Raw genomic sequence first — 16133 nt, forward strand, 5'->3', positions numbered from 1 at the left:
GCCACCCCGACACGAAGACCGTGTCGGGGTGGCCGATTCGCGTCTGGCCGCTGCGGCGGCTGACGAGTTCGCACCGCCCAGGATCCGACCCGGCTGGGCCGGTCGCGCACGTCCGGGAGTTCACTGGGCGGGTGGGCATACCGATTCGCCACCCTCTGATCGACGAGGTCACTCCGCACGTCGTGCGGATCGACTCTCGGGCGGTCGTGGTGCGCCTCAGTCCGCCGCTCGCCGAGCTGCTGGCTCGGCCGGCTCTCGGTGGGAGGCGCTTCGTGCTCGTCACTCCCGACACGTCGCGGCTCACGATCGGGCTCCGGGCTGCGCTGGTCGCCGCCGGGGGCGTCTGGGCGGTGACGATGCCGACCGGATTTCGCGACGGGATCACCCGTGTCGAACGTGCGTCGATCGACGACGCCGTCGAACCACCCGTGGCTCCGCCTGGACAGGAGGCCGACGGTAGTCAGCCCGCCGCATCGCGGGAGCAGGCTGTCGCCGAGACGACGCAGCTCAGCATCGACGTGGCGCTGCTGCACGCGGAGGCGCACGACACCGTGCTCGGCGGGGCGCTCGAGGCCCTGGCCGACGCTGTTTCGGGGACGAAACCGCTCGTGTGGGGCCGGACCGAGCCGCTCGATCACGTCTGGGATCGCTGGGTGCTCACGCAAGACGCACGGCATCGTGCTCCGGTGCCGTCTCGGATCCTCGTCGAGGGAGACCGTCTCTCCGCCGCCGTCACCGCCCGTGTCTCCGACGACGGGATCGAGGAGACCATCGCGCTGACCGTGGAGGTGCCGGGCGGAATCGAGGGGCTCGACCATGCGATCGACCGGCTCCGGGCCGCGCTGGCCGAGCTCAGCAGGCGTTCGACGCCGACCTTCGCGCTCGTGCTCGCCCGCATCGGCGAACTGGATCGATGCCTGCGACCCGTCGAGTATCCGCCGCCGAACCCGGTCGCGCTTCTGATCGGTGCACCCTCGGTGGCACGCCTCGATCTCGACAGCCGGGACTTCGCCGGCGAGCAAGACGTGGTCGTCGTGGGCAGGCCCGCAGAGCCCGCCTACCTTTTGACGCTGGGGAGCGCGGCCAGCTCGGGGTGGGAGAGGCTGAACGACGCACTCAACTCGGTCGGCGGTGAGCCGATTGACCGGCGCGGCAGACGGGATCCTCATGCCCCGTGAGATCACAATTTTGAGCCCGGTCGACTTCGGCCTCACCGCTGTCGCGACGGCGTCGGAGGGGTTCGGCGCAGCGGTCGAGGTGCGCGAGATCGATGCGGGGACGGCGCTTCAGGTCATGGCCGGCGACGGGGCCGTGCTTCTGACCGTGTATCGACCGCTCCTGCTGAAGAGTGCGGGCGAGGTCGCTCGACTTCTGCCCGACGCACCCGACGTGGCGCTGCCGATCTGGTGGAGTGATGCGTTCTCGCCTCTCGGCAGCTCTGGTGAGGCGGGAGTGTCGATTGCCCTGCGGCTCGCTCTCGCGCTCGACGCGGTGTGTGTGGTCGCTGACTAGTGGGTGTGCGAGCCGATTGGACCCTCGCGATCGGCGCCGACCTGCACGATGGGCGCCGACGCAGTCAGCGAGATGGCACAAACAACGCCCGATCAGAGTGATCGGGCGTCGTTAGGGCCATCTCGCGAGCAAAGCGGCGAGCTGCCGGAGGAAGCGCTGGGCCTACGCGTGGCCCCGCAGAACAGCAGCCTTGACCTCGGCGATCGCCTGAGTCACCTGGATGCCACGCGGGCACGCCTCGGTGCAGTTGAACGTGGTGCGGCAACGCCACACGCCCTCTTTGTCGTTGAGGATATCGAGGCGGACCTCGGAGGCCTCGTCGCGGGAGTCGAAGATGAAGCGGTGCGCATTGACGATGGCCGCCGGGCCGAAGTACTGGCCGTCGGTCCAGAAGACGGGGCACGACGAGGTGCACGCGGCGCAGAGGATGCACTTTGTGGTGTCGTCGAAGCGGGCGCGCTGCTCTGCCGACTGAAGTCGCTCTTTATCGGGCTTCGACGAGGACTGCAGGAAGGGCTGCACTTCGCGGTAGGAGGCGAAGAAGGGCTCCATGTCGACGACGAGGTCTTTCTCGAGGGGCAGACCCTTGATCGCCTCGACGTAGACCGGCTTCGAGATGTCGAGGTCTTTCATGAGCGTCTTGCAAGCAAGACGATTGCGGCCGTTGATCCGCATGGCGTCAGAGCCACAGACGCCGTGGGCGCACGAGCGGCGGAACGTCAGCGAGCCGTCTTGCTCCCACTTGATCTGGTGCAGCGCGTCGAGCACGCGGTCGGTGGGGAGCATCTCGACCGAGAACTCCTGCCAGCGGGGCTCGGTGTCGGTGTCGGGATCGAAGCGGCGGATCATCATCGTCGCGGTGAACTTCTGGATCGCGTCGGCTGCGGCCGGACGCTCTTCGAGGACGGTGCTCATGTCAGTACTTCCGTTCCATCGGCTGGTAGTTCGTGATGACGACCGGCTTCGTGTCGAGTTTGATGTGGTCGCCGGCGTCAGCGGAGTGCGCGTCGCCCGTGAGGTAGGCCATCGTGTGCACGAGCCACTTCTCGTCGTCGCGCTTCGGGAAGTCTTCGCGGAAGTGACCGCCGCGGCTCTCCTGGCGGGACAGCGCCGAGTAGACGACGACCTCGGCGAGGTCGAGCAGGAAGCCGAGCTCGATCGCCTCGAGCAGGTCGGTGTTGAAACGCTTGCCCTTGTCTTGCACCGAGATGTTCAAGAACCGCTCGCGCAGCTCCTCGATCTTCTCGGTCACGGCGGTCAGCGTCTCTTCGGTGCGGAACACCTGGGCGTTGTCGTCCATCGAGTCTTGAAGCTCTTTGCGGAGTGTTGCGATCCGCTCAGTGCCGGTCGCTCCGCGCACCTGATCGATGAGGCCCTTCACGAAGTCGGCTGCGTCGTCGGGGAGCGGCACGAAGTCGGCGGTCTTGACGTACTCGACGGCGTTGTCACCGGCGCGCTTGCCGAAGACGTTGATGTCGAGCAGCGAGTTGGTGCCGAGGCGGTTGGAGCCGTGCACGCTGACGCAGGCGCACTCGCCGGCGGCGTACAGGCCGGGCACGACCGTGGTGTTGTCGGCGAGCACCTCGGCTTTGACGTTGGTGGGGATGCCACCCATCGCGTAGTGAGCCGTCGGGAGCACTGGAACGGGCTCGGTGTACGGCTCGACGCCGAGGTAGGTGCGCGCGAACTCGGTGATGTCGGGCAGCTTGGCATCGATCACCTCGGGAGAGAGGTGGGTGATGTCGAGGTACAAATAGTCTTTGTTGGGGCCGGCGCCGCGACCCTCGCGGATCTCCGTGCGCATGCACCTGGCGATGATGTCGCGGGGCGCCAGGTCTTTGATCGTGGGGGCGTAGCGCTCCATGAAGCGTTCGCCCTCGCTGTTGCGGAGGATGGCGCCCTCGCCGCGGGCCGCCTCTGAGAGGAGGATGCCGAGGCCCGCGAGGCCGGTGGGGTGGAACTGGAAGAACTCCATGTCTTCGAGCGGGAGGCCCTTGCGCCAGATGATGCCGACGCCGTCGCCGGTGAGCGTGTGCGCGTTCGAGGTCGTCTTGTAGATCTTGCCGAAGCCGCCCGTCGCGAAGATGACGGCCTTGCCCTGGAACACGTGCAGCTCGCCGGTCGAGAGCTCGTAGGCGACGACGCCCGCGGGGCGCTTCTCACCGTCGACCTCGGTCATGATCAGGTCGAGCACGTAGAACTCGTTGAAGAAGTTGATGCCCAGCTTGACACAGTTCTGGAAGAGCGTCTGCAGGATCATGTGGCCGGTGCGGTCGGCCGCGTAGCAGGCGCGACGCACGGGTGCCTTGCCGTGCTCGGACGTGTGGCCACCGAAGCGGCGCTGGTCGATCTTGCCCTCGGGGGTGCGGTTGAACGGCAGCCCCATGTTCTCGAGCTCGAGCACAGCGGTGATCGCCTCTTTGGCGAGGATCTCGGCGGCGTCTTGGTCGACGAGGTAGTCGCCGCCCTTGACGGTGTCGAAGGTGTGCCACTCCCAGTTGTCGTCTTCGACGTTGGCGAGAGCCGCGGCCATGCCGCCCTGAGCCGCGCCGGTGTGCGAGCGGGTCGGGTACAGCTTCGAGATCACGGCGGTCGACGCACCGGCACCGGCCTGGATGGCGGCGCGCATTCCGGCACCACCGGCACCGACGATGACGATGTCGTGCTGGTGGTAGTGGATGCCGTCGACGGTGCGTGTCGGGGCGGTGGAGGAGTCGGGGATGTCTGACACGAGAGCCTTACGAGAGTGGGATTACTGGGCCGGGCAGAATGACGGGAGGTCGCTCGGAAGTGCGCCGGCGGGGCAGGGGCTGAAGGTCCACACGACGAGCGTGCCGAGGACCAGCAGGACGACGCTGGAGATGAGGAGGGCCAACACGATGATCTTGCGGAGGCGCTGGTTGCCCACGTAGTCGTTCACGATCGTGCGGATGCCGTTCGAGCCGTGGATCAGGGCGAGCCACAGCAAGAGGGTGTCCCAGACCTTCCAGAACGGGTTGGCCCACTTTCCGGCGACGAAGCCGAAGTCGATGGCCTTGACGCCGCCCTCGCCCGCGATCAGGTTGGTGAAGAGGTGGGCGAAGATCAGCACGACGAGCAACACGCCGCTGCCGCGCATGTACAGCCAGCCCCACTTCTCGAAGTTGGTGCTGCGCTTCGATACCCGCGCCGAGCGAGGAGCTTCGATGGTCTCGATGGTCATCAGTGCATCACTCCGAGAAGACGTTCATGAGCTGGCGGGGAACGAAGCCGATGAGGAGGATGATCCACAGCGCGATCACGATCCAGAACATCAACCTCTGGTGCTTCGTGCCGTTGCCCCAGAAGTCGATGAGGATGATGCGCAGCCCGTTGAGGGCGTGGAAGCCGATCGCGGCGACGAGAGCCGTCTCGCCGAGCCCCATGATGGGCGTCTTGTAGGTGCCGATCACGGCGTTGTAGGCCGCGGGGCTGACCCGTACGAGAGCGGTGTCGAGAATGTGCACCAGGAGGAAGAAGTAGATCGACACACCGGTGATGCGGTGGAGCACCCACGACCACATGCCTTCACGACCGCGGTAGAGCGTTCCCTGCACCCGGCCAGGTCGGGGTGCAGGGATCTTCGGTGCGGGGGATCCGGTAAGGACCCCTGTCTGCTCGGCCATGAGCAACCCTCCAACTGGTCGGGGTGTGTCCGTAAGAAACTATTCCATCCTAGGCATCAGCCGAGAGCGGCCCGGACGGGGCCCTTCCACTTATCTCGATACCGAGAGAATGCCGGGACGCCGGGCGGCCGGCCTTCCTACACCGGTGACGAAGGTCGAGCGTGCCGTCTCGTAGTGCTCGATGAGCTCGTCGCCGAGGGCCGTCCAGGTGCGCGCGACGACGGCGCGACGGCCGGCCTCGCCGAGACGGGCCCGCTGCTCGGGCGACTCGACGAGAGACAGCACGGCGCGGCGGAGCGAGTGCTCGTGCCGTGGGTCGAAGAGGTAGCCGTCGACGCCGTGGCGCACCAGGTCGAGCGGCCCTCCGGCGGCGGGGGCGACGACCGGCAGACCCGAAGCGTGCGCCTCCTGCAGCGTCTGGCCGAAGGTCTCGGTCGTGCCCGTGTGCACGAAGACGTCGAACGCCGCGTACGCCGTAGCGAGCTCCTCTCCGCGGAGGGCGCCCGTGAACATCGGGTCGAGCGGCGCGAGCTTGCGAGCGAGGGCACCCCGGCTCGGACCGTCACCGACGACGACCAGCCGGATGTCTCGGATCCTGCGCAGCGCCGTGAGCCGCTCGAGCTCCTTCTCGGGTGCCAGACGTCCCACGTAGCCGACGACGACCCGGTCGTCGCCGCCGAACGACGAGCGCAGGATCCGAGTGCTCGCGTCGAGACGCCGGTTCGGGTGGTAGAGGGCCGAGTCGACCCCTCGCCCCCACGTGGCGAGCGATTCGACGCCGATCCGCTCGAGGTCGCGGCGCGACGCCTGCGACGGCACGAGCGTGAGGGTCGCCCCCTGGTGCACGCGGCGGATCAGCTTCCAGACGAGAGCGGTTCCGGCGGCGCCGAAGCCGTTGCGGCCGGCGTACTTGGCCATATCGGTCTGGAAGATGGCCACGCTCGGCACACCGAGGCGGGCTGCCGCGGTGATCGCCTGGGCGCCGAGCACGAGGGGCGACGCGGCGTGCACGACGTCGGGATCGAAGCCGGCGAGGAGGGCGCTCAGCTGGGGGCCGGGGATGCCGACCGGAAACTGGCGGTAGCCCACCGCCGGCATGCGGTGCACGGGAAAACCGGCGAAGCGATCGGGCCCGCGCCCGGCCGGGGCGATCACCATCGCCTCGTGGCCGCGGTCACGCAGGTGCTCCAGCACCCGGCACACGCTCGTGGTGACCCCGTTCAAGGTCGGCAGGAAGCTCTCGGTGACGATGGCTACGCGCAATCTGTTCCCCTCGGTTGCTGCTTGGAGGCTAGAAGCCCGGCGTGACGGGGGAGTGGCGGTGCTGTGAACGGCGGGTAGCGCAAGAGGGGCCGGGTCAGGGGGCTTCTCGCGGATCCTCGGCGGCTCGCCGATAGGGTGTGGCCATGACAGCACTCGACCGCTTCTACAGCATCATCCCGGCCGGCGGGATCGGCTCGCGCCTCTGGCCGCTCAGCCGGGCCGACGCCCCCAAGTTCTTGCACGACCTCACCGGCAGCGGATCGACGCTGCTCCGGGGCACATGGGATCGCTTGGCGCCGCTCAACGGCGATCAGCGGATCATGGTGGTCACCGGTCGCTCGCACCGGGCCGCCGTCGAAGCGCAGCTGCCCGACCTCCACGATCACAACGTGGTGCTCGAGTCGGAGCCCAAAGACTCGACCGCGGCGATCGGTCTCGCCGCCGCCATTCTGGTGAAGCGCGAGCCCGATGTGATCATCGGCTCGTTCGCGGCCGACCACGTCATCGCCGACCAGCGCGGTTTCGTCCGTGCCGTGAAGGAGGCCATCGCGGCCGCCGACGCGGGCTACATCGCCACCATCGGCATCACGCCCACCGAGCCCGCGGTCGGATTCGGGTACATCCACCGGGGCGAACCCCTCGAGATCGAGGGGGCGCCGCACGCCGCCGCCGTCACCTCGTTCGTCGAGAAGCCCGAGTTCGAGACCGCCGAGGCCTACCTCGCCGACGGCAACTACCTCTGGAACGGCGGCATGTTCATCTCGCGCGCCGACCGCCTCCTCGAACAGCTCGGCGAGACGCGCCCCGAGCTGCTCGCCGGGCTGCTCGAACTGGCCGACGCCTGGGACACCCCGGCCAGGGGCGCCGTGGTCGACCAGATCTGGCCGAACCTCGAGAAGATCGCCATCGACTACACGGTCGCCGAGCCCGCTGCCGCGCAGGGGCGCCTCGCGGTGATCCCGGGCGACTTCGACTGGGACGACGTGGGCGACTTCGCCTCGATCGCCAAGCTGCACTCGAAGGGGCGCGCCTCCGATCTCGCGATCCTTGGCGAGAACGCGCGCGTGCTCGCCGACTCGTCGTCGGGCATCGTCGTCAGCCAGGGCGACCGTCTCATCTCACTGATCGGCGTCACCGACATCGTCGTGGTCGACACCCCGGATGCCCTGCTTGTCACGACGAGCGCCAACGCGCAGAGGGTGAAAAGCGTCGTCGACGCGCTCAAGCTCTCGGGGCGCAACGACGTCCTCTGAGCTGCCCGGCCGAAGCGAGCGGCACCGGGAATCGCTAGCACATCGCAGATATCGGCGCTGTTTCGCGTTGGTCGCGAGTCGGTAACGCTTGAGTCAACCGGGTCGACCGTGGTCAATACACCGCGTCACTTTGGGTAACCTGCCAGACATAGTGCTCAGCACCCGATGCTGGGCCGATTCTTGAGAATGACTGTCTGGGAGGACACTTTGACAATCTCAGCGCGGAAGGCCGTACTCACCGGCCTCGCCATCGTGGGCTCGACGGCGATCCTCGCCGGCTGCGGCTCCGCACCCGAAGCAACCGGAACTGCCAGCAGTGGCGCGAAGTCGAGCTACCTGCCGTGCATGGTCTCCGACTCGGGCGGGTTCAACGACAAGTCGTTCAACCAGCTCGGCCTCGAGGGTCTCCAGGAGGCGGCGAAGACGCTCGGCTCCGACGAGAAGCACGTCGAGTCGGCCGACGAGACCGTGTTCAACTCGAACATCACCAGCCTCGTCAACTCGAAGTGCAACCTGATCATCACCGTCGGATTCCTTCTCGCCGACGCGACGAAGACGGCCGCTGCGGCGAACCCGAACGTGGACTTCGCCACCATCGACGACTCGTCGAACACGGGCAAGAACGTCCAGGCGATCACGTTCAACACCTCCGAGGCCGCGTTCCTCGGTGGCTATGCGGCTGCTGCCTACTCGAAGAGCGGCGTCGTCGGCACCATGGGCGGTCTCCAGATCCCGACCGTCACCATCTTCATGGACGGCTTCGCCGACGGTGTGAAGTACTACAACGAGCAGAAGAACAAGAACGTCAAGGTCGTCGGCTGGAACGTCGACAGCCAGAAGGGCGTCTTCACCGGTGGCTTCGAGGCCGGAACCTCCGCCAAGCAGGCCGCTCAGAACCTCCTCGACCAGGACGCCGACGTCATCATGCCCGTCGGTGGCCCGATCTACCAGAGCGCCGCACAGGCCGTGAAAGACGCTGACAACGGTACCGTCCTGATCGGTGTCGACTCCGACACCTACGAGACCGACCCCGCCAACAAGTCGCTGTTCCTCACCAGCGTGGAGAAGGGCATCAAGCCCGCCACCAACGACGTCGTCACCGCGGCCGCGGAGGGCAAGTTCTCGAACAAGGCCTACGTCGGAACCCTCGCGAACGACGGTGTCGGACTGGCGCCGTTCCACGACTACGCAGACAAGGTCCCCTCGACCCTGCAGGGCGAGCTCGACAAGATCAAGGCCGGCATCATCGACGGTTCGATCCCCGTCGAGTCGAAGGCCACCGAGAAGTAGCACCTCAGGAGGGCCCGGAGCGACTATCGTCACTTCGGGCCCTCCGCTCTGCTCCGCCCCCTGCCCCCGATCCAGGGAGAACCACCATGAAGCTCGAACTCCAGGGCATCACCAAGCGCTTCGGCGCCCTCACCGCGAACGATCACATCAGCCTCACTGTCGAGGCGGGTGAGATCCACGCTCTCCTCGGTGAGAACGGCGCCGGTAAATCCACCCTCATGAACGTGCTCTACGGCCTCTACCAGGCTGAAGAGGGCGACATTTTGCTCGACGACGTCGTCCAGCACTTCGACGGCCCCGGCGACGCCATGGCGGCCGGTATCGGCATGGTGCACCAGCACTTCATGCTCGTGCCCGTCTTCACCGTCGCCGAGAACGTCATGCTCGGCCACGAGGAGACCACCTTCGGCGGCCGCCTCGACCTGCCGGGCGCCCGCGCGAAGGTGCGCGAGATCTCACGGCGCTTCGGCTTCGACATCGACCCCGACGCCCTGGTCGAAGAACTGCCCGTCGGCGTGCAGCAGCGTGTCGAGATCATCAAGGCGCTCTCGCGCGACGCCAAGGTGCTCGTGTTCGACGAGCCCACCGCCGTGCTCACCCCGCAAGAGACCGATGAGCTGATGGTCATCATGCGGCAGCTCCGCGACGCGGGCACCGGCATCGTGTTCATCACGCACAAGCTGCGCGAGGTGCGCGAGGTCGCCGACCGCATCACCGTCATCCGCCTCGGCAAGGTCGTCGGCGAAGCCTCGCCCACCGCGTCGAACGCGGAGCTGGCCTCGCTGATGGTCGGTCGGTCGGTCGAGCTGACCGTGCAGAAGAACCCGCCGCAGATCGGCGACACAGCGCTCGTGGTCGACGACCTCCGGGTAATCGACGCGATCGGCCAGGTCGTCGTCGACGGTGTCTCGTTCGAGGTCAAGCGCGGCGAGGTGCTCGCCATCGCGGGTGTGCAGGGCAACGGGCAGACCGAGCTGACGGAGGCCCTCCTCGGACTCCAGGAGCGCGTCGAGGGGTCGGTCACTCTCGACGGCAAGCAGATCCAGGGCCTGAGCGTGCGCAAGGTGCTCGACGCCGGTGTCGGCTTCGTGCCCGAGGACCGCACCGAAGACGGTCTCGTCGGTCAGTTCACCATCGCCGAGAACCTCATGCTCGACCGCACCTACTCCGGCCCGTTCGTCAAACGGGGCTGGCTCAAAATGGTCGACCTCGCTGCGTTCGCGACCGAGAAGGTGCGCGAGTTCGACATCCGCAGCCAGGGCATCGCGACCCCGGTCGGCCGACTCTCCGGCGGAAACCAGCAGAAGGTCGTGCTCGCCCGCGAGCTCTCGCGCGACCTGCGCCTGTTCGTGGCGGCCCAGCCGACGCGAGGCATCGACGTCGGCTCGATCGAATTCGTGCACAAGCGCATCGTCGAGACCCGCGACTCGGGCGTGCCCGTCATCGTCGTGTCCACCGAGCTCGACGAGGTCGTCGCGCTCGCCGACCGCATCGCCGTCATGTACCGCGGCACGATCATCGGCATCGTCCCCGCCGACACCCCGCGCGACGTGCTCGGGCTCATGATGGCCGGCGAGACGCCGCCCGAGCTCGTCCCGCCCACGACCCACGAAACGGAGCCGGTCGCATGACCGAGACGACACCCACCCCGCCCGGGGAGACCGGGCTGGTCGAAGCCGCACCCGCCGCTGCCGGAAACCCGGCGCCGAACCGCGACGAGCCTGACGACCGCACCGCCAGGATCCTTCGCGACATCGTCTCGTCGAACGCGATGATCTCGGTGCTGGCCGTCGTGCTCGCCCTGGTGATCTCCGGGATCCTGATCGCCGCCACCGACCCCAACGTGCAAGAGACGGCGGGCTACCTCTTCGCCCGCCCGAGCGACTTCTTCGGAGCCGCGTGGAAGTCGATCTCGGTCGCGTACGTGTCGATCTTCCAGGGGTCGATCATCGACTTCAGCGCCTACGGGTTCGCGGCGGGTATCCGCCCGTTCACCGAGACGCTGAACTACGCGATGCCACTGATCGTCGCCGGTCTCGGTGTCGCGCTCTCGTTCCGTGCCGGGCTCTTCAACATCGGCGGCCAGGGGCAGATCCTCGCCGGTGCCGCCGCGGCAGGCTGGGTCGGCTTCTCGTTCGACCTGCCGATCGGCATCCACCTGCCGCTGGCGATTCTCGCCGGTATCGCCGGGGGCGCGTTCTGGGGCTTCATCGTCGGGTTCTTGAAGGCCCGCACGGGTGCCCACGAGGTGATCCTCACGATCATGCTCAACTACATCGCTCTCTACCTGCTGTCGTTCATGCTACGCACCCCGGGCCTCCTCCAGATTCCCGGCTCGGCCAACCCGCAGTCGCCCGCGACGCTGCCGTCGGCGATCCTGCCGAAGATCCTCGGCCCGAATTACAACCTCAACCTCGGCTTCATCCTGGTGATTGCCGCGACGATCTTCTGCTCCTGGCTGCTGAACCGCTCGAGCCTCGGCTTCCGCTTCCGCGCGGTCGGCGAGAACCCGCACGCGGCGCGCACCTCGGGCATCAACGTCAAGAACGTCTACATCTACGCGATGGTGCTCTCGGGCGCCCTCGTCGGCATCGCCGGCGCCACCCAGGTACTGGGCACGCTGACCACCGGTTTCTCGTCGGGAATCGACGCCGGCATCGGCTTCGACGCGATCACCGTCGCCCTCCTCGGACGCTCGCGCCCGTGGGGTGTTTTCGGTGCAGGCATCCTGTTCGGTGCCCTGAAGGCCGGTGGCTATGCCATGCAGGCGGCCAACGGCGTTCCGATCGACATCGTGCTCGTCGTCCAGTCGCTGATCGTGCTGTTCGTTGCTGCGCCCCCGCTGGTGCGAACGATCTTCAGGATCCGGCAGCCCGGCACCGGCACACCGCCCCGCGCCCGTAAGACCTCGTCCTCCAAGACCGCCGTGGTGACCAAATGAGCACTCTCGCCCCCGACACCGCCATCCCCGCCGGAGATATCCCCGGCCTGGCCGTCGCCCGTACCCGCTCGTGGAAGGCCCCGATCGCGCTCGGCATCTTCGTCGTCGTGGCGCTCCTGCTCTTCGTCGTCGGCCACCGCGACGGCGACTCGACGTTCCGCCTCTCGACGTCGACCGACTTCGTCAAGCTCCCCAACGCGGTGCTTCCGTCGTTCGGAGCGGGCATCGTCGTCACGATCGTGCTGGCCCTCATCGCCCTGATCGCGGCCTACCGCGTCTCGCGGTACCAGCGGGTGCCGCTCTGGCTCATCGCGGTCTTCGGCGTGCTGTTCTTCGTCGCTTTCCTCGCCTGGGCCGGCGCCGGTCAGTCGATCCTCGTGCCGGGCCTCCTGGTCGGCTCGCTGGGCCTCTCGACCCCGCTGATCTTCGGCGCCCTCGGTGGCGTCGTGTCGGAGCGGGTCGGCGTCGTCAACGTCGCCATCGAGGGCCAGCTGCTCGGCGGTGCGTTCGTCTCGGCCGTCGTCGCCAGCATCACGGGATCGCTCTGGGTCGGTCTGATCAGCGCCATGATCGCCGGTGCCCTCGTCTCGATGGTGCTCGCGGTGTTCAGCATCCGCTACCTGGTCGACCAGGTTATCGTCGGCGTCGTTCTGAACGTCTTCGTCACGGGCCTCACGAGCTTCCTCTACTCGGAGGTGCTCACGAACACGCCCGACCTCAACCAGGGTCTGCGATTCCCGAAGCTCGACATCCCGGGGCTCAGCACCATCCCGCTGATCGGGCCGCTGCTCTTCCAGCAGAACGTGATCGTCTACCTGATGTACATCGCGGTCGCGGGCGTCTTCTTCGGCCTCTTCAAGACCCGCTGGGGCCTTCGCCTCCGCGCCGTCGGCGAACACCCGCAGGCCGCCGACACCGTCGGCATCCGGGTCAACGCCACCCGTTTCTGGAACGTGACTCTCGCCGGCGCCATCGCCGGCCTCGGCGGCGCGTTCTTCACGCTCGGCGACCTGGGCGAATTCCAGAAGTCGATGACGGCGGGCGCCGGCTACATCGCCCTCGCCGCGGTCATCTTCGGCCGCTGGGATCCCATCCGAGCGACCCTCGCAGCCCTGCTCTTCGGATTCGCCAGCAACCTGCAGAACGTGCTCAGTTCGGTCGGCTCGCCCGTGCCCAGCGAGTTCATGCTGATGCTTCCGTACGTCGTCACGATCCTGGCCGTCGCTGGCCTCGTGGGTCAGTCACGCGGGCCTGCGGCTTCGGGAAAGGCGTACATCAAGTCATGACCGAGACAGATGCTGCGCAGCCGGATCCTTCGCTCCGATCCGGTTCTCCGGTCGGGGTCGACTGGAACCTCCTGCGCGAGACGGCCCGGGCCGCGATGGAGCGCGCCTACGTGCCGTACTCGAAGTTCCCGGTGGGGGCTGCCGCTCTCACCGACACCGGCCGCATCGTGTCGGGCTGCAACGTCGAGAACGCCTCGTACGGGCTGACGCTCTGCGCCGAGTGCTCGCTCGTCTCCGACCTCGTCATGGGCGGTGGTGGGCACCTCGTCGCCTTCGCCTGCGTCGACGGCAACGGCGGCGTGCTGATGCCCTGCGGTCGCTGCCGCCAGCTGCTCTACGAACACTCTGCCGAGGGAATGGTGCTCGACACCGTCTCGGGATTCAAGACAATCGACGAGGTGATCCCGGACGCGTTCGGGCCCCGTCAGCTCGAGGCCTACGAGGCCTCGCAGAAAGGCCGCTCATGACCACCTCCGTAGAACCCTTCGACGTCGTCGACCTGATCCGTACCAAGCGCTCCAAGGAATCCCTGTCGACGCCCGAGATCCAATGGCTGATCGACGCCTACACGCGCGGTTACGTGGCCGACGAGCAGATGGCCGCTCTGATCATGGCCATCTTCCTGAACGGCATGGAGCGCGCCGAGATCCGCGATATGACGCTCGCGATGATCGCCTCGGGCGAGACCATGTCGTTCCAGACGCTCGGCAAGACGACCGTCGACAAGCACTCGACCGGCGGAGTGGGTGACAAGATCACCCTGCCGCTGGCCCCGCTCGTGGCGTCGTTCGGCGTCGCCGTGCCGCAGCTCTCGGGCCGCGGGCTCGGCCACACCGGCGGAACCCTCGACAAGCTCGAGTCGATTCCCGGCTGGCAGGCCGACGTCTCGAACGAGCGCATGTTCGAGATCCTGAAAGATGTCGGCGCCGTGATCTGTGCCGCAGGATCCGGCCTGGCCCCCGCCGACAAAAAGCTGTACGCCCTCCGTGACATCACCGGCACGGTCGAGGCCATCCCGCTCATCGCCTCGTCGATCATGTCGAAGAAGATCGCCGAGGGCACCTCCGCCCTGGTGCTCGACGTGAAGTTCGGCTCGGGTGCGTTCATCCAAGACATCGACCAGTCGCGCCTCCTCGCCCGCACGATGGTCGACCTCGGCACCGACGCCGGAGTCACGACGTCGGCCCTCCTGACCGACATGAGCATTCCCCTCGGACTGACCATCGGCAACGCCCTCGAGGTGCGCGAGTCGGTCGAGACTCTCGCCGGAGGCGGTCCCGCCGATATCCGCGAGCTCACGGTCGCCCTCGCCCGCGAGATGCTGACCGCTGCCGGCCAGCCCGACGCCGATGTAGAGGCCGCCCTCGACGACGGTCGCGCAATGGACAGCTGGCGCCGCATGATCGAGGCGCAGGGCGGCGACCCCGACGCCGCTCTGCCGGTCGCTCGAGAAACCCACGTCGTCACGGCGCCCCGCTCGGGTTTCCTCGACAAGCAGGAGGCGCTGCCCTTCGGCATCGCGGCCTGGCGCCTCGGAGCCGGCCGTGCTCGCAAGCAGGATCCGGTGATGGCGACGGCCGGCATCGAACTGCACGCGAAGCCGGGTGACCGCGTGGAGGAGGGGCAGCCGCTCTTCACCCTGCACACCGACGAGGCATCGCGGTTCGAGCGCGCCCTGGCGTCGGTCGAGGGAGCGTGGGGCATCGGATCCTCGGCTCCCGCCGCTCGTTCTCTCGTCGTGGAGCGAATCTCCTAGATTCGTCTACCTCGCTTGTGGTCGCCGTTCAGAGTGTCGCCTCCGAGCACTAGTACGGTGGTGCGTATGAGCGCACCGGACCAGGAATACCGTCTGCCCAACGGAGGGCCGAGCATCGCCGCCCTCCCCAAGGTCAGCCTGCACGACCACCTCGATGGCGGGCTTCGGCCCGCGACGATCGTCGAGCTCGCCTCTCAGGCCGGCATCACCCTGCCGGTCGACGATGCCGCCGGTCTCGAATCGTGGTTCCAGACGCAGTCCGACTCGGGCTCGCTCGTCGAATACCTGAAGACCTTCGACGTCACGCTCGCCGTGATGCAGACGGCCGCCAACCTCCGACGGGTCGCGCACGAGTTCGTGCTCGATCTGGCCGCCGACGGCGTCATCCACGGTGAGATCCGCTGGGCGCCCGAGCAGCACCTACGCGAGGGCCTCACCCTCGACGAGACGGTCGAAGCGGTCCAGGCCGGTATCGACGACGCGATCACCGACCTCGCCGAGCGCGGTCACGAGATCACCATCGGCCAGCTGGTCACCGCGATGCGCCACGCCGACCGGTCGCTCGAGATCGCCGAGCTGGCCCTCCGCCACCGAGAGAACGGCGTGATCGGCTTCGACATTGCCGGCGCCGAGCTCGGCTTCCCGCCGTCGGCCCACCAGGCCGCGTTCGACCTCCTGGCGCGCGAGTTCTTCCCCGTCACGGTTCACGCCGGCGAGGCCGACGGGCTCGACAGCATCAAGAGCGCCCTCTTCGACGGACGCACCCTCCGCCTCGGTCACGGCGTGCGCCTCGCCGAAGACATCAGCGTGCTCGGCCGCGAGAGCGACCACACGACCGTCGGCCTCGGCCCGATCGCCGCCTGGGTGCGCGACCGCGAGATCGCCCTCGAGCTGTCGCCGTCGTCGAACCTCCAGACCGGGGCCATCGCCCAGTGGGGCACCGAGCTGTACGACCACCCGTTCGGCCTGCTCTACCAGCTGGGCTTCCGGGTCACCGTCAACGTCGACAACCGCCTGATGAGCGCCACGAGCCTCAGCCGCGAGCTGTCGTTGCTGTCGCAGGCCTTCGACTACGACCTCAGCGACCTCCAGGCGTTCCAGCTCAACGCGTCCGCAGCGTCGTTCCTCTCACTCGAAGATCGCGACGACCTGGCCGACCGCATCGTCGCCGGGTTCGAGCAGGCCTGA

At 67.6% G+C, this 16133-nt stretch carries 15 protein-coding genes; 10 read left to right on the forward strand and 5 right to left on the reverse strand.

The annotated features are described in order from the left end of the window. Nucleotides 1-131 precede the first annotated feature (131 nt). Both EDF39_RS08270 and EDF39_RS08275 read left to right on the forward strand, forming a co-directional pair. Nucleotides 132-1178 (forward strand): DUF6177 family protein, encoded by a 1047-nt coding sequence (locus tag EDF39_RS08270; RefSeq protein WP_123942009.1) that lies wholly within the window; start codon nucleotides 132-134, stop codon nucleotides 1176-1178. Beyond that, nucleotides 1168-1512: a hypothetical protein gene (locus tag EDF39_RS08275; protein ID WP_123942011.1), complete on the forward strand. Its 345-nt coding sequence runs from the start codon at nucleotides 1168-1170 to the stop codon at nucleotides 1510-1512. Before EDF39_RS08270 ends, EDF39_RS08275 begins: the two co-directional genes overlap by 11 nt. A 162-nt stretch (nucleotides 1513-1674) precedes the next feature. On the opposite strand, the gene EDF39_RS08280 is transcribed toward EDF39_RS08275, so the two are convergent. The 5 genes from EDF39_RS08280 to EDF39_RS08300 all read right to left on the reverse strand — a co-directional run bounded on the left by EDF39_RS08280 (nucleotide 1675) and on the right by EDF39_RS08300 (nucleotide 6419). Further along, nucleotides 1675-2427 carry a succinate dehydrogenase iron-sulfur subunit gene (locus EDF39_RS08280; protein WP_055959493.1) on the reverse strand — a complete coding sequence of 251 codons (753 nt, stop codon included), beginning with the start codon at nucleotides 2425-2427 and terminating at the stop codon, nucleotides 1675-1677. Between the two features lies 1 nt (nucleotide 2428). After that, entirely contained in the window at nucleotides 2429-4243 is a 1815-nt protein-coding gene (sdhA, locus tag EDF39_RS08285; RefSeq protein WP_233573016.1) for a succinate dehydrogenase flavoprotein subunit, read from the reverse strand. A 21-nt stretch (nucleotides 4244-4264) separates the two neighbouring features. Beyond that, on the reverse strand, nucleotides 4265-4714 hold the full coding sequence (locus EDF39_RS08290; protein WP_123942013.1) for a succinate dehydrogenase hydrophobic membrane anchor subunit: 450 nt from the start codon (nucleotides 4712-4714) through the stop codon (nucleotides 4265-4267). A 7-nt stretch (nucleotides 4715-4721) separates the two neighbouring features. Next, nucleotides 4722-5156, reverse strand: coding sequence for a succinate dehydrogenase, cytochrome b556 subunit (sdhC, locus tag EDF39_RS08295; RefSeq protein ID WP_123942015.1), 435 nt, complete (start codon nucleotides 5154-5156; stop codon nucleotides 4722-4724). A 90-nt stretch (nucleotides 5157-5246) separates the two neighbouring features. Continuing rightward, nucleotides 5247-6419, reverse strand: coding sequence for a glycosyltransferase family 1 protein (locus EDF39_RS08300; protein ID WP_123942017.1), 1173 nt, complete (start codon nucleotides 6417-6419; stop codon nucleotides 5247-5249). Between the two features lie 143 nt (nucleotides 6420-6562). Here EDF39_RS08300 and EDF39_RS08305 point away from each other — a divergent pair, with 143 nt between their 5' ends. The 8 genes from EDF39_RS08305 to EDF39_RS08340 all read left to right on the forward strand — a co-directional run bounded on the left by EDF39_RS08305 (nucleotide 6563) and on the right by EDF39_RS08340 (nucleotide 16133). Next, nucleotides 6563-7672 carry a mannose-1-phosphate guanylyltransferase gene (locus EDF39_RS08305; RefSeq protein WP_123942019.1) on the forward strand — a complete coding sequence of 370 codons (1110 nt, stop codon included), beginning with the start codon at nucleotides 6563-6565 and terminating at the stop codon, nucleotides 7670-7672. Nucleotides 7673-7879: 207 nt separating this feature from the next. Further along, complete coding sequence (locus EDF39_RS08310; RefSeq protein WP_123942021.1) at nucleotides 7880-8962, forward strand: BMP family protein; 1083 nt, start codon at nucleotides 7880-7882, stop codon at nucleotides 8960-8962. Nucleotides 8963-9048: 86 nt separating this feature from the next. After that, the gene (locus EDF39_RS08315) at nucleotides 9049-10593 is read left to right on the forward strand and encodes an ABC transporter ATP-binding protein (protein ID WP_123942023.1); all 1545 of its coding nucleotides are present in this window, start codon (nucleotides 9049-9051) and stop codon (nucleotides 10591-10593) included. Next, nucleotides 10590-11903 carry an ABC transporter permease gene (locus tag EDF39_RS08320; RefSeq protein WP_123942025.1) on the forward strand — a complete coding sequence of 438 codons (1314 nt, stop codon included), beginning with the start codon at nucleotides 10590-10592 and terminating at the stop codon, nucleotides 11901-11903. The genes EDF39_RS08315 and EDF39_RS08320 overlap by 4 nt, the downstream gene beginning before the upstream one ends. Beyond that, entirely contained in the window at nucleotides 11900-13189 is a 1290-nt protein-coding gene (locus tag EDF39_RS08325; RefSeq protein ID WP_123942027.1) for an ABC transporter permease, read from the forward strand. Before EDF39_RS08320 ends, EDF39_RS08325 begins: the two co-directional genes overlap by 4 nt. Then, nucleotides 13186-13656: a cytidine deaminase gene (locus EDF39_RS08330; RefSeq protein WP_123942029.1), complete on the forward strand. Its 471-nt coding sequence runs from the start codon at nucleotides 13186-13188 to the stop codon at nucleotides 13654-13656. Before EDF39_RS08325 ends, EDF39_RS08330 begins: the two co-directional genes overlap by 4 nt. Continuing rightward, nucleotides 13653-14945, forward strand: coding sequence for a thymidine phosphorylase (locus EDF39_RS08335; RefSeq protein WP_123942031.1), 1293 nt, complete (start codon nucleotides 13653-13655; stop codon nucleotides 14943-14945). Before EDF39_RS08330 ends, EDF39_RS08335 begins: the two co-directional genes overlap by 4 nt. Nucleotides 14946-15011: 66 nt before the next feature. Continuing rightward, nucleotides 15012-16133 carry an adenosine deaminase gene (locus EDF39_RS08340; protein ID WP_123942033.1) on the forward strand — a complete coding sequence of 374 codons (1122 nt, stop codon included), beginning with the start codon at nucleotides 15012-15014 and terminating at the stop codon, nucleotides 16131-16133.

Source organism: Frondihabitans sp. PhB161 (genome assembly GCF_003814635.1).
GTDB lineage: Bacteria > Actinomycetota > Actinomycetes > Actinomycetales > Microbacteriaceae > Frondihabitans.